Source organism: Priestia sp. J2 (genome assembly GCF_020790095.1).
GTDB classification, from domain to species: domain Bacteria; phylum Bacillota; class Bacilli; order Bacillales; family Bacillaceae_H; genus Priestia; species Priestia zanthoxyli.
In genome coordinates, this window is sequence record NZ_CP086208.1 from 78,480 (window position 1) to 92,500 (window position 14,021).

At 40.7% G+C, this 14,021-nt stretch carries 11 protein-coding genes and 2 rRNA genes (1 of these 13 only partly in view); all 13 read left to right on the forward strand.

Going from position 1 to position 14,021, the window contains the following annotated elements:
• The first annotated feature begins 22 nt into the window (after positions 1–22).
• A complete protein-coding gene (gene hpt, locus LJY09_RS00445) occupies positions 23–562 on the forward strand; it encodes a hypoxanthine phosphoribosyltransferase (protein WP_028412649.1) in 540 nt (179 codons plus the stop codon).
• Positions 563–655: 93 nt separating this feature from the next.
• The gene (ftsH, locus tag LJY09_RS00450) at positions 656–2,566 is read left to right on the forward strand and encodes an ATP-dependent zinc metalloprotease FtsH (protein WP_013054885.1); all 1,911 of its coding nucleotides are present in this window, start codon (positions 656–658) and stop codon (positions 2,564–2,566) included.
• A gap of 221 nt (positions 2,567–2,787) precedes the next feature.
• Complete coding sequence (locus LJY09_RS00455; protein ID WP_013054886.1) at positions 2,788–3,555, forward strand: type III pantothenate kinase; 768 nt, start codon at positions 2,788–2,790, stop codon at positions 3,553–3,555.
• A gap of 12 nt (positions 3,556–3,567) precedes the next feature.
• On the forward strand, positions 3,568–4,446 hold the full coding sequence (gene hslO / locus LJY09_RS00460) for an Hsp33 family molecular chaperone HslO (RefSeq protein ID WP_028412650.1): 879 nt from the start codon (positions 3,568–3,570) through the stop codon (positions 4,444–4,446).
• 201 nt (positions 4,447–4,647) lie between these two features.
• Positions 4,648–5,586 carry a cysteine synthase A gene (gene cysK, locus LJY09_RS00465; protein WP_013054888.1) on the forward strand — a complete coding sequence of 313 codons (939 nt, stop codon included), beginning with the start codon at positions 4,648–4,650 and terminating at the stop codon, positions 5,584–5,586.
• Positions 5,587–5,683: 97 nt separating this feature from the next.
• On the forward strand, positions 5,684–7,099 hold the full coding sequence (gene pabB / locus LJY09_RS00470; RefSeq protein WP_028412651.1) for an aminodeoxychorismate synthase component I: 1,416 nt from the start codon (positions 5,684–5,686) through the stop codon (positions 7,097–7,099).
• Between the two features lie 2 nt (positions 7,100–7,101).
• Positions 7,102–7,683: an aminodeoxychorismate/anthranilate synthase component II gene (gene pabA, locus LJY09_RS00475; protein ID WP_028412652.1), complete on the forward strand. Its 582-nt coding sequence runs from the start codon at positions 7,102–7,104 to the stop codon at positions 7,681–7,683.
• 4 nt (positions 7,684–7,687) lie between these two features.
• Positions 7,688–8,551 (forward strand): aminodeoxychorismate lyase, encoded by an 864-nt coding sequence (gene pabC, locus LJY09_RS00480; RefSeq protein ID WP_028412653.1) that lies wholly within the window; start codon positions 7,688–7,690, stop codon positions 8,549–8,551.
• Positions 8,552–8,572: 21 nt separating this feature from the next.
• Complete coding sequence (gene folB / locus LJY09_RS00485) at positions 8,573–8,932, forward strand: dihydroneopterin aldolase (protein WP_028412654.1); 360 nt, start codon at positions 8,573–8,575, stop codon at positions 8,930–8,932.
• Complete coding sequence (folK, locus tag LJY09_RS00490) at positions 8,933–9,478, forward strand: 2-amino-4-hydroxy-6-hydroxymethyldihydropteridine diphosphokinase (protein WP_028412655.1); 546 nt, start codon at positions 8,933–8,935, stop codon at positions 9,476–9,478. It abuts the gene before it with no gap.
• 272 nt (positions 9,479–9,750) lie between these two features.
• On the forward strand, positions 9,751–11,235 hold the full coding sequence (gene lysS, locus LJY09_RS00495) for a lysine--tRNA ligase (RefSeq protein WP_013054894.1): 1,485 nt from the start codon (positions 9,751–9,753) through the stop codon (positions 11,233–11,235).
• A gap of 284 nt (positions 11,236–11,519) precedes the next feature.
• Positions 11,520–13,071: ribosomal RNA gene (locus LJY09_RS00500) — 16S ribosomal RNA — on the forward strand.
• 225 nt (positions 13,072–13,296) lie between these two features.
• Positions 13,297–14,021: ribosomal RNA gene (locus LJY09_RS00505) — 23S ribosomal RNA — on the forward strand (it continues 2,211 nt past the right edge of the window).
• The 16S and 23S rRNA genes sit together here, the layout of an rRNA operon.

Sequence of the window (14,021 nt, forward strand, 5' to 3'; positions counted from 1 at the left end):
ACTTCTAGGAGGCAAGTAAGGAATGAAGCAGGATATTCAAGAAATTTTGATTTCAGAAGAAGAAATACAACAGAAAGTAAAAGAATTGGGTAAGCTATTATCTGAGGAATACGCTGACCGTTTTCCTTTGGTAATCGGTGTACTAAAAGGCGCTATGCCTTTTATGTCTGATCTAATTAAGCGTGTTGATACATATTTAGAAATGGATTTTATGGATGTATCAAGTTATGGCAATGCGATGGTTTCTTCTGGTGAAGTAAAAATCCTAAAAGATTTAGATACATCAGTTGAAGGTCGAGACATTCTTATCTTAGAGGATATTATCGACAGCGGCTTAACACTTAGCTATCTTGTAGAGTTATTCAAGTACCGTAAAGCTAAGTCAATTAAGATTGTCACACTCTTAGACAAACCAACAGGTCGTAAAGCAGCTATTAAAGCAGATTACGTTGGATTTGAAGTACCTGATGCGTTCGTAGTAGGGTATGGATTGGATTATCAAGAAAAATATCGTAACCTGCCGTATATTGGGGTTCTTAAACCGCAAGTATACAGCAATTAAGAAGCACATATCCAAGTGCAATTTATTGGATAGGATAAATGTTCTATGTTAGTATTGAATACAGTATTTGTTTATCGTGGGAGGAGGTAAGAAATGAATCGGATCTTCCGTAATACCATCTTTTATTTACTTATATTTTTAGTCATTATTGGCGTGGTAAGCTTCTTTAGTGGCTCTAATCAAAAAGCAGAACCAATGAGATACGATACATTTGTTCAACACTTAGACAAAGGTGATGTGAAATCACTCTCTATGAAGCCTGAAAGAGGCGTGTATGTTGTGCAAGGAAAGTTAGATTCTTATAAAAAGGATCAAACGTTCCAAACTTACATCGTAGATGGTGACAAAGCACTTGATCGTATTGACGCTGCTTCAGAAAATAATCAAGTAGAAGTTGATTTTAAACCTGCTGATGAAACAAGCGGCTGGGTAACGTTCTTTACGTCAATCATTCCGTTTGTTATTATTTTCATCCTATTCTTCTTCTTACTGAACCAAGCTCAGGGCGGCGGAAGTCGTGTTATGAACTTCGGTAAGAGTAAGGCTAAGCTTTACAGCGAAGAAAAGAAAAAGGTTAAATTTAAAGACGTAGCTGGTGCAGACGAAGAAAAGCAAGAACTTGTGGAAGTTGTTGAGTTCTTAAAAGATCCTCGTAAATTCGCAGAGCTAGGTGCAAGAATTCCGAAGGGTGTCTTACTTGTGGGACCTCCTGGTACTGGTAAAACATTATTAGCAAGAGCTGTTGCTGGTGAAGCAGGCGTTCCTTTCTTCTCTATCAGTGGTTCGGACTTTGTTGAAATGTTTGTTGGGGTCGGTGCTTCTCGTGTTCGTGATTTATTCGAAAATGCGAAGAAGAATGCTCCATGTATTATCTTTATTGATGAAATCGATGCTGTAGGTCGTCAACGTGGCGCAGGTCTTGGTGGTGGACACGATGAGCGTGAACAAACATTGAACCAGTTGCTTGTTGAGATGGATGGTTTTGGTGCTAACGAAGGTATCATTATTATTGCAGCAACAAACCGCCCGGATATTTTAGATCCAGCGTTATTACGTCCAGGCCGCTTCGACCGTCAAATTACGGTAGATCGTCCAGATGTAAATGGCCGTGAAGCAGTGCTTAAAGTACATGCTCGCAATAAGCCTTTAGATGAATCAGTAAACTTAAAAGCAATTGCTATGCGTACGCCAGGTTTCTCAGGTGCAGATTTAGAAAACTTGTTAAACGAAGCTGCCTTAGTAGCTGCTAGACAGGACAAAAAGAAAATTGAAATGGTCGATATTGACGAAGCAACAGACCGCGTAATTGCAGGTCCAGCTAAGAAAAGTCGAGTTATTTCTAAAAAAGAACGCAATATTGTTGCTTATCATGAAGCAGGACATACAATTATCGGTGTCGTATTAGACGAAGCTGATATGGTACATAAAGTAACCATTGTTCCACGTGGGCAAGCTGGTGGATATGCTGTTATGTTACCAAAAGAAGATCGCTACTTTATGACGAAGCCAGAGCTGCTGGATAAAATTGTTGGATTGCTTGGTGGTCGCGTAGCTGAGGAAATTATTTTCGGCGAAGTGAGTACAGGTGCTCACAATGACTTCCAGCGTGCAACAAGCATCGCTCGTAAAATGGTAACAGAATACGGTATGAGTGAAAAGTTAGGACCAATGCAATTCGGTCAATCACAACAAGGCCAAGTATTCTTAGGTCGTGATTTACACAGTGAACAAAACTACAGTGATGCGATTGCTCATGAAATTGATAATGAAATCCAACGTTTCATTAAAGAAAGCTATGAGCGTGCGAAGCAGATCTTAACGGAAAACCGTGACAAGTTAGAGCTTGTAGCTCAAACATTGTTAGAAGTAGAAACGTTAGACGCTGAGCAGATCAACCACTTAGTAGATCATGGAACTCTTCCAGACCGTTCTAGTCACGTAACAGATGAAGATGTTAAAGTAAACATCCAAACAAAGACAGACGATGAAGAGCCAAAAGCATAAGATCAAAAAAGATCAGTGGAGACAATCTCCACTGATCTTTTTTATTTGGTAGAAGTTAGGTTTGGCAAAAAGTTTTTCATATATATAGTGGATAAGTAGGATATCCACTAGAGAATTGTGTCATTATATTCCTATTTTATCTAGAATATACACGTCTATTTACCAGTTATGGTATGATGGTTTCAGTGTGAATACTGAATTTAAATAAAGTGGTGATTGAAATGATTTTTGTATTAGATGTTGGAAATACCAATACGGTATTAGGTGTATACGATGGAGATGAATTAAAGTACCATTGGCGTGTAGAAACAAGCCGTAATAAAACAGAAGACGAGTATGGCATGACAATCAAAGCCTTGCTTGAGCACGTTAGTTTATCTTTTAAAGATATTCATGGTATTATTATTTCCTCTGTTGTTCCTCCTATTATGTTTGCATTGGAGAGAATGTGTCAAAAGTATTTTCATTTAAAGCCGCTTGTTGTTGGTCCTGGAATTAAGACGGGTTTAAATATTAAATATGAAAATCCACGTGAAGTGGGAGCAGACCGTATTGTCAATGCTGTTGCTGGAATTCAGCTGTACGGAAGCCCTTTAATTATCGTTGATTTTGGTACCGCAACCACATATTGCTACATTGATGAAAATAAGCAATATATGGGTGGTGCAATTGCCCCTGGTATTAATATTTCGACAGAAGCTCTTTATTCAAGAGCATCTAAGCTTCCGCGTATTGAAATTGCGCGACCAAATAGCATTGTTGGGAAAAATACAGTATCTGCGATGCAAGCAGGTATTTTATATGGATACGTTGGACAAGTAGAAGGAATTGTAGCAAGAATGAAAGAGCAAGCAACAGTAAATCCTAAAGTTATTGCTACTGGAGGACTCGCAACATTGATTGCTAAAGAGTCGGATATTATTGATATTGTGGATCCATTTTTGACTTTAAAAGGATTACAAATAATCTATACAAAAAATATGGAGTAAGAGGTGTATATTATGGGCGACTATTTAGTAAAAGCACTAGCTTACAATAGTCAAGTTCGCGCTTATGCGGTAAAAACAACGGATACAGTTGGAGAAGCGCAGCGCCGTCACTATACATGGCCTACAGCCTCTGCAGCATTGGGACGTTCAATGACTGCGGGAGTTATGATGGGGGCTATGCTAAAAGGTGAGCAAAAGCTAACAATTAAAATTGAAGGCCGCGGCCCAATTGGTGTTATCTTAGTAGACAGCAATGCCAAGGGTGAAGTGCGTGGATATGTAACGAACCCGCAAACGCACTTCGATTTAAATCAGCATGGAAAATTAGATGTAGCACGTGCTGTAGGTACAGATGGTACGCTGAGTGTTGTAAAAGATATCGGGATGCGTGATCAATTTAATGGACAAGTACCTATCGTATCGGGAGAATTAGGAGAGGATTTCACGTATTATTTCGTGACATCTGAGCAAGTTCCATCTTCAGTAGGTGTAGGTGTACTTGTTAACCCTGATAACACAATCTTAGCTGCGGGTGGATTTATCATTCAGCTTATGCCAGGAACAGATGATCAAACGATTACAGCTATTGAACAACGTTTACAAACGATTGAACCCATTTCAAAACTGATCCAAAAAGGTCTTTCTCCTGAGGAAATCTTAGAAGAAGTTCTTGGAAAAGAAAACGTAAAGTTTCTAGAGACAATGCCTGTAGAGTTCAAATGTCAGTGCTCAGAAGAAAGAATTGCTAATGCCATTATCAGCTTAGGAAAAGAAGAGATTCAATCGATGATTGAGGAAGACGGCCAAGCTGAAGCACAGTGTCATTTTTGTAATGAAACCTATCGTTTTGATAAAAAGCAGCTAGAAGAAATGAAAGAACAAGCAATTTAAATGAAATAAAAGATTCTTTAAAGGCGTCATTTTATAAATGAACGCCTTTTTTTATAAGTGTTAAGTCCTATTTATGTATATATTGATCTAAAAATATAACAAAAATAGGTAAATGGAAAGACAAAATGATTGACAATTTAGAAAACATCTGATAAATTGTATACAAAATCAATAAAATTAGTTGGTATTAGGAGTGGTCATATGGCACGTATTGCAAATTCAATTACAGAGTTAATTGGTCAAACACCAATCGTAAAACTAAACCGTCTAGTTGAAGAAGATATGGCGGATGTATATTTAAAATTAGAATTTATGAACCCAGGAAGCAGCGTAAAAGATCGTATCGCATTAGCAATGATCGAAGATGCTGAAGCAAAAGGTGTATTAAAGCCTGGAGACACCATCATTGAACCAACAAGCGGTAACACAGGAATTGGCTTAGCAATGGTAGCTGCAGCAAAAGGATACCGTGCTATTTTAACAATGCCTGAAACGATGAGTATTGAGCGTCGTAATCTGCTTCGTGCGTACGGTGCAGAGTTAGTGTTAACACCAGGTCCAGAAGGAATGAAAGGTGCGGTTAATAAAGCAACTGAGCTTGCAAAAGAGCACGGCTACTTTATTCCTCAGCAGTTCCAAAATGAAGCTAACCCAGAAGTGCACCGTCAAACAACGGCTAAAGAGATCATCGAGCAGTTTGGCGATCAGCTAGATGGATTTGTGGCAGGTATTGGTACTGGCGGTACTATTACAGGTGCTGGCGAAGTATTAAAAGAAAAGTATCCAAACATCAAAATTTATGCGGTAGAGCCAGCTGATTCTCCGATCTTAAGTGGTGGTCAACCAGGACCTCATAAAATTCAAGGAATCGGTGCAAACTTTGTTCCGGATACGCTTAACACGGAAGTATATGACGAAGTTGTCGCTGTTCAAAACGACCAAGCTTTTGAATATGCACGTAAAGTAGCAAAAACAGAAGGCGTACTAGTAGGTATCTCTTCTGGGGCTGCGATTTATGCTGCGTTAAAAGCTGCAAAACAGCTAGGAAAAGGTAAAAAAGTGTTAGCGATTATTCCAAGTAACGGTGAGCGTTACTTAAGTACTCCATTGTTCCAATTCGAGGAACAAACACAAGCATAAAAACCATAAAAGAACAGCTTCTATATGAAGCTGTTTTTTTTCATCTGAGAATCATGTAAAATGAAAGCAGGTGATTTATTTTTAGGAGAGTGAACAAATGCAGCAAAGAATGACTTGGGGCGAATCTATTTCTATCTCTAAAAACCAATGGTTCAAAAAATATCAAGAGTTGTCAAAAGAGGAACCGAATCATATCCTGCTTGAAAGCGGTCGAGGCGGAAAGTTTCAAATGATGGGATTAAAACCTGTAGCCATTTTGCGAGGCGAACAAAACGAGCTTCATATCAAAACGGATGGCCAAGCTACTGTTCAAAAAGGTAATCCGCTTCATCTTATGCGAGACTGGATGAAGAAGTTTGAAGCAGAGGTGAATCCAGATCTTCCTCCTTTTCAAGGTGGAGCAATTGGCTTTATTAGCTATGATTATATCCGCTATGTAGAAACCATACCTGATCTTGCTGAAGATTCATTGAAAACGCCGGACGTTTATTTCCTTATTTTCGATGACGTATTTGTATATGATCAAGAAAAGGAAAAGCTCTGGATTATCGTTAACGATGAAGCAGATTGTAAAGAGCAGGCACATAAGCGTATTGATCAATACAAAAAGGACTGGATGGAGGCAAGTGCTGAAGGGCTCTCATATGAGCGTATTCATCGTGTTGCCGAAAAGAGTGAGGTTTCAATGTCTGAAGCTGCTTTTTCAGATGCCACAACTCGCGTACATGAGTACATCGGGCAAGGCGATGTGTTTCAAGTGAACTTATCTGTTCGACAGTCTCAACAGCTTCAAACTCATCCTATGCATATCTACGAACAGGTACGAAAAATCAACCCGTCTCCTTATATGTCTTATATGCAGACAGAAGAATTTCACATTGTGAGCTGTTCACCAGAACTATTAGTGAAAAAAGCCGGTGACGAAATCAGTACGAGACCAATTGCGGGAACGCGCTCTCGCGGTAAGGATGATCAAGAAGACCAACAGTTAGCGGATGAGCTTATTCATAACGAAAAAGAGCGTGCAGAGCATGTGATGCTTGTTGATTTGGAGCGTAATGACCTTGGTAGAGTAAGCGACTATGGTACCGTTCATGTTGACGAGTTTATGGTTATTGAAAAGTATTCACATGTGATGCATATTGTGTCTAATGTAAAAGGCAAGCTCGCGCGCAATAAAGATTTTGTAGATATTGTAGATGCGGTTTTTCCTGGAGGAACGATTACTGGAGCGCCTAAAGTTCGTACAATGGAAATCATTGAAGAACTTGAACCTGTAAGGCGAGGAATTTATACAGGATCGATTGGTTGGATTGGGTTTAATGGAGATATGGAATTAAATATTGCGATTCGCACTATGATTATTCAAGACGGCCAAGCTTATGTGCAGGCTGGTGCGGGTGTTGTAATTGATTCAAATCCGAAACACGAATACAAAGAATCACTGAAAAAAGCAATTGCACTATGGAAAGCAAAAGAGCAGAGCGAAAATGAGCTGAGTGAGGGTGAGTAAAGATGATATTAATGATTGATAATTATGATTCTTTTACGTTTAATTTAGTACAGTATTTAGGTGAGCTAGGGCATGAGCTTCTTGTAAAAAGAAATGATGAAATTACACTTTCTGAAATTGAAGTGCTAAATCCAGATTTCTTGATGATCTCCCCGGGACCTTGTAGTCCTAACGAAGCGGGAATCAGTTTAGAAGCCATCGAGTATTTTGCAGGTAAGATTCCAATATTCGGCGTATGCTTAGGGCATCAGTCGATTGGGCAAGCTTTTGGAGGGAATGTGATTCGTGCGGATAAATTAATGCACGGTAAAACATCTGAAATGCATCATGATGGCCGTACTATCTTTAAAGATCTTGATAATCCGTTCACGGCAACTCGATATCATTCTTTGATTGTAGAAAAAAGTTCACTGCCGGATTGCTTTGAGATTTCAGCGTGGACAGCAGAAGATGAAATTATGGCGATTCGCCATAAATCATTACCTATTGAAGGGGTACAGTTCCACCCTGAATCTATCATGACTTCTTACGGTAAAGAAATGCTGAAGAATTTTATTGAAACTTACGAAAAAAAGCGAGTGTAATGATATGTATATATACGTAAATGGTGAAGTAAAGCCTGCGTCTGAAGCCACTATTTCTCCGTTTGATCACGGATATATGTATGGTCTAGGGCTATTTGAAACGCTACGAGTTTATGATGGTCATCCATTTTTAGTGGAAGACCATCTGGATCGACTGCGTAGCAGCTTACGTGAATTAAATATTGTATGGGACTACTCCACACAGGACGTGTTGGCAATTATTAATAGTCTGTTAATGAAAAACAATGAGAGAAATGCGTATGTTCGATTAAATGTTTCAGCAGGAAATGGCGGAATTGGACTGCAAGTGGAAGAATATGACAATCCATCTACAATTGTATACATGAAATCAATGCCTCATCCATCGAGCCCCCTTGTAAAAGAGGGGCTTATTCTTGAGACAAAGCGAAATACGCCCGAAGGAACCGTGAGGTTGAAGTCTCATCATTATTTAAACAATGTACTGGCTAAGCGAGAAGTTGGTTCAGACTTAAATAAAGAGGGTATTTTTTTAACAAAAGAAGGGTTCTTAGCCGAAGGTATTGTGTCCAATTTATTTTTTGTAAAAGATGATTGTGTATATACACCGTCTCTTGAAACAGGTATCTTAAATGGAATTACGAGACAGTTTATCTTTACGCTTTTAAAAAAGAAAAACATAGAAGTTGTAGAAGGTTTATTTACGGCGGAACAGCTTTTGGAGAGTGATGAAGCTTTCGTTACAAATTCCATTCAAGAAATCGTACCTCTTCGAAGTATAAAGGATAAGAAGTTTTCAGTAGGAGACCATACGTTAACAGCTCAGTTGCAAAAAGAGTATCGCTCTTACACGATGTCGCTAATGAGTCGACGCGAGCTACATGTATAAAAGCGAAAGGAGAGGCTAAAGATGGATAAAATTTATGTGAATGATATGCGTTTCTATGGATATCATGGTGTATTTCCAGAAGAAAATAAATTAGGGCAGCGTTTTCACGTGGATTTAACTGTAGAACTAGATTTAAAACAAGCTGGTACTACGGACAATTTAGAATACTCGGTGAGCTATGCAGATTTATACCAAACATGCCAGGAAGTTGTAGAGAAGCGCACGTTCAAGTTAGTTGAAACGGTGGCCGAAACGATTGCATCTGAATTGCTTGCTAATTACGAACTCGTGCAGGCTTGTACAGTAAAGGTATATAAGCCTGATCCGCCAATTCCCGGTTATTATCAATCGGTAGCTATTGAAATTAAAAGGAGCCGTTGAATGACAACAGAAGCATATATTGCATTAGGATCAAATATTGAAAATCGAATGGAACATTTGAAGTCGGGAGTTACTGGCTTGATGAAACATTCTGAGGTTAAGGTAGTGGCTGTTTCATCTGTTTATGAAACGGCCCCGGTCGGGTATACGAATCAAGCAAGCTTTTTAAACATGGTAGTAAAAATACAAACAACGTATTCGTCAGAGCAACTTTTAGATTGTTTGCAAGCTATTGAACAAGCGGCAGGTCGAAAAAGAGAGATTGTATGGGGACCTAGAACCCTTGATTTGGATATCTTACTTTATAGTAATGAAATCATTCATACGGATAGGCTGAACGTCCCTCATCCCCGAATGTTTGAACGGGCGTTTGTGATGGTTCCTCTGAACGAACTAGCTTCATCTCTTATTCTCCCTGTAGCAGAAGAAAAAGTTGAAACCATCACAAAACGGTTATCGGATTTAAAAGATGTAAAATTATTTCGAGAGCAAACAACTGATATACTAGATATGTTCGAAAATAATAGGAATGATTTACATAAGTAAAAATGAATCTTATTAGTTGATTCATTTTTATATTGGCGTAAAGTAGAGTTCACAGTGAAAACTTTAAGGTTTGGGTTCGCAGGTTGTTGGTTTATTCGGTAGCTTGTTAGAGAAATCGAAGAAAAAGAGAAGCGAAGCAAGAATAAAGCGATTTGACATAGAGAAACGACTGAACCTATAATAATTTTAAAGAAACGTAGTAGTTGCCAGTAAACATGCTGGCCTTTTTTCTGTTTCGGAAAACTTAATTATACGATGGAGATGAGTAAACGATGAGTCATGAAGAATTAAATGATCAATTTCTCGTTCGTCGCGAAAAAATGAGCAACCTACGAGATCAGGGTATTGATCCGTTTGGTCAACGTTTTGAACGTACACATACATCACAGCAATTAATTAGTGAGTATGACGAGTTAACAAAAGAACAGTTAGAAGAAAATGAAGTGCCTGTGTCACTAGCTGGTCGTATTATGACAAAGCGTGGAAAAGGAAAAGCAGGTTTCGCTCACGTTCAAGATTTAACAGGACAAATTCAGCTTTATGTACGTAAAGATGCAATTGGCGAAGAACAGTACGAAATCTTCAGCAGCGTAGATATCGGTGACTTGGTAGGGGTTGAAGGTGTTTTATTCAAAACAAAAGTTGGCGAACTTTCTATTAAAGTAAAAGATTTCACGTTACTAACAAAAGCGCTTCGTCCACTTCCAGATAAATATCATGGTTTAAAAGATATTGAACAGCGCTACCGTCAACGTTACTTAGATTTAATTACAAACCCAGAAAGTAAACAAACATTTATCTCAAGAAGCCGCATTATTCAATCGATGCGCCGTTACTTAGATAATCATGGATACTTAGAAGTTGAAACACCGATGATGCATTCAATCGCAGGTGGAGCAGCAGCTCGTCCGTTTGTGACACACCACAATGCGCTTGATATGGAACTTTATATGCGTATTGCGATTGAACTTCATTTAAAACGTTTAATCGTAGGTGGATTAGAAAAAGTATATGAAATTGGCCGTGTATTCCGTAATGAAGGTGTATCTACACGTCACAATCCTGAATTTACAATGATTGAATTGTACGAAGCGTATGCGGACTACAAAGATATCATGGCTTTAACAGAGAACTTAATTGCACACATTGCGCAAGAAGTACTTGGCACAACAAAGATTCAGTATGGTGATCAAGAGGTAGACCTAACGCCAGAATGGACAAGACTTCATATGGTCGATGCTATTAAACAATATACGGGCGTAGACTTCTGGGGAGAAACATCTGTTGAAGAAGCTCGTGCTTTAGCAAAAGAACACGGGGTAGAAATCACTGAACATATGCAATATGGACATATTGTAAATGAATTCTTTGAACAAAAAGTAGAAGAGCAGTTAATTCAACCGACGTTCATTTACGGACATCCTGTAGAAATCTCTCCACTTGCTAAGAAAAATGCGGAAGATCCGCGTTTTACTGACCGTTTTGAGCTGTTTATCGTTGCGCGTGAACACGCGAACGCATTTACAGAGCTAAATGATCCAATTGACCAACGTGAGCGCTTTGAAGCTCAGTTGAAAGAGAAAGAACAAGGAAACGATGAAGCACATGAGATGGATGATGACTTCATTGAGGCATTAGAATACGGTATGCCACCTACAGGTGGTCTAGGAATCGGTATTGACCGCCTTGTTATGTTACTAACAAATGCACCGTCAATCCGTGATGTACTATTATTCCCACATATGCGTCAACGCTAAAAAAAGAGATGGCTACGGCCATCTTTTTTTAGGTATTAATATTAGAAAATTTAAACTTTTAATTTACCTCTTGTTTTTATGAAAACGATTTGGTATATTTATATCTGTTGCTAACGCAGATAAGCGAAAACAACAAAAAGAAATAAAAAAAGTTGTTGACATTACGTTGATAACCTGATAAGATAGTAAAGTCGCTTAAGAGCGGCGGTTGAACTTTGAAAACTGAACAAAGCGACAAACGTCAACGTTAATTTTTATTTTTTAAATTGAGCAAGTCAAACATTTCTTCGGAGAGTTTGATCCTGGCTCAGGATGAACGCTGGCGGCGTGCCTAATACATGCAAGTCGAGCGAACTGATTAGAAGCTTGCTTCTATGACGTTAGCGGCGGACGGGTGAGTAACACGTGGGCAACCTGCCTGTAAGACTGGGATAACTTCGGGAAACCGAAGCTAATACCGGATAGGATCTTCTCCTTCATGGGAGATGATTGAAAGATGGTTTCGGCTATCACTTACAGATGGGCCCGCGGTGCATTAGCTAGTTGGTGAGGTAACGGCTCACCAAGGCAACGATGCATAGCCGACCTGAGAGGGTGATCGGCCACACTGGGACTGAGACACGGCCCAGACTCCTACGGGAGGCAGCAGTAGGGAATCTTCCGCAATGGACGAAAGTCTGACGGAGCAACGCCGCGTGAGTGATGAAGGCTTTCGGGTCGTAAAACTCTGTTGTTAGGGAAGAACAAGTACGAGAGTAACTGCTCGTACCTTGACGGTACCTAACCAGAAAGCCACGGCTAACTACGTGCCAGCAGCCGCGGTAATACGTAGGTGGCAAGCGTTATCCGGAATTATTGGGCGTAAAGCGCGCGCAGGCGGTTTCTTAAGTCTGATGTGAAAGCCCACGGCTCAACCGTGGAGGGTCATTGGAAACTGGGGAACTTGAGTGCAGAAGAGAAAAGCGGAATTCCACGTGTAGCGGTGAAATGCGTAGAGATGTGGAGGAACACCAGTGGCGAAGGCGGCTTTTTGGTCTGTAACTGACGCTGAGGCGCGAAAGCGTGGGGAGCAAACAGGATTAGATACCCTGGTAGTCCACGCCGTAAACGATGAGTGCTAAGTGTTAGAGGGTTTCCGCCCTTTAGTGCTGCAGCTAACGCATTAAGCACTCCGCCTGGGGAGTACGGTCGCAAGACTGAAACTCAAAGGAATTGACGGGGGCCCGCACAAGCGGTGGAGCATGTGGTTTAATTCGAAGCAACGCGAAGAACCTTACCAGGTCTTGACATCCTCTGACAACTCTAGAGATAGAGCGTTCCCCTTCGGGGGACAGAGTGACAGGTGGTGCATGGTTGTCGTCAGCTCGTGTCGTGAGATGTTGGGTTAAGTCCCGCAACGAGCGCAACCCTTGATCTTAGTTGCCAGCATTTAGTTGGGCACTCTAAGGTGACTGCCGGTGACAAACCGGAGGAAGGTGGGGATGACGTCAAATCATCATGCCCCTTATGACCTGGGCTACACACGTGCTACAATGGATGGTACAAAGGGCTGCAAGACCGCGAGGTCAAGCCAATCCCATAAAACCATTCTCAGTTCGGATTGTAGGCTGCAACTCGCCTACATGAAGCTGGAATCGCTAGTAATCGCGGATCAGCATGCCGCGGTGAATACGTTCCCGGGCCTTGTACACACCGCCCGTCACACCACGAGAGTTTGTAACACCCGAAGTCGGTGGAGTAACCGTAAGGAGCTAGCCGCCTAAGGTGGGACAGATGATTGGGGTGAAGTCGTAACAAGGTAGCCGTATCGGAAGGTGCGGCTGGATCACCTCCTTTCTAAGGATTTTTACATGACGTACGTTTTGACACTTTGTTCAGTTTTGAGAGTTCAATCTCTCAATTATAGAAAGCACACTACTTTCTTCTTATTAGATAAGAAGAATTTTGGTTGCGATTGTTCTTTGAAAACTAGATAACAGTAATTGCTGAGGAAAAGTGAAACTTTTCTTTAATCAAACCAATAAATAACACAACTTTATGTTGTACCATTTATTCGCTAATGGTTAAGTTAGAAAGGGCGCACGGTGAATGCCTTGGCACTAGGAGCCGATGAAGGACGGGACTAACACCGATATGCTTCGGGGAGCTGTAAGTGAGCTTTGATCCGGAGATTTCCGAATGGGGAAACCCACTGTTCGTAATGGAACAGTATCTTTATCTGAATACATAGGATATTGAAGGCAGACCCGGGGAACTGAAACATCTAAGTACCCGGAGGAAGAGAAAGCAAATGCGATTTCCTGAGTAGCGGCGAGCGAAACGGAATTAGCCCAAACCAAGAGGCTTGCCTCTTGGGGTTGTAGGACACTCTATACGGAGTTACAAAGGAACGAAGTAAATGAAGCGACCTGGAAAGGTCCGTCGAAGAAGGTAACAACCCTGTAGTTGAAACTTCGTTCCCTCTTGAGTGGATCCTGAGTACGGCGGAACACGTGAAATTCCGTCGGAAGCTGGGAGGACCATCTCCCAAGGCTAAATACTACCTAGTGACCGATAGTGAACCAGTACCGTGAGGGAAAGGTGAAAAGCACCCCGGAAGGGGAGTGAAAGAGATCCTGAAACCGTGTGCCTACAAGTAGTCAGAGCCCGTTAACGGGTGATGGCGTGCCTTTTGTAGAATGAACCGGCGAGTTACGATCCCATGCAAGGTTAAGCTGATAAGGCGGAGCCGTAGCGAAAGCGAGTCTGAATAGGGCGTTTAGTATGTGGTTGTAGACCCGAAACCA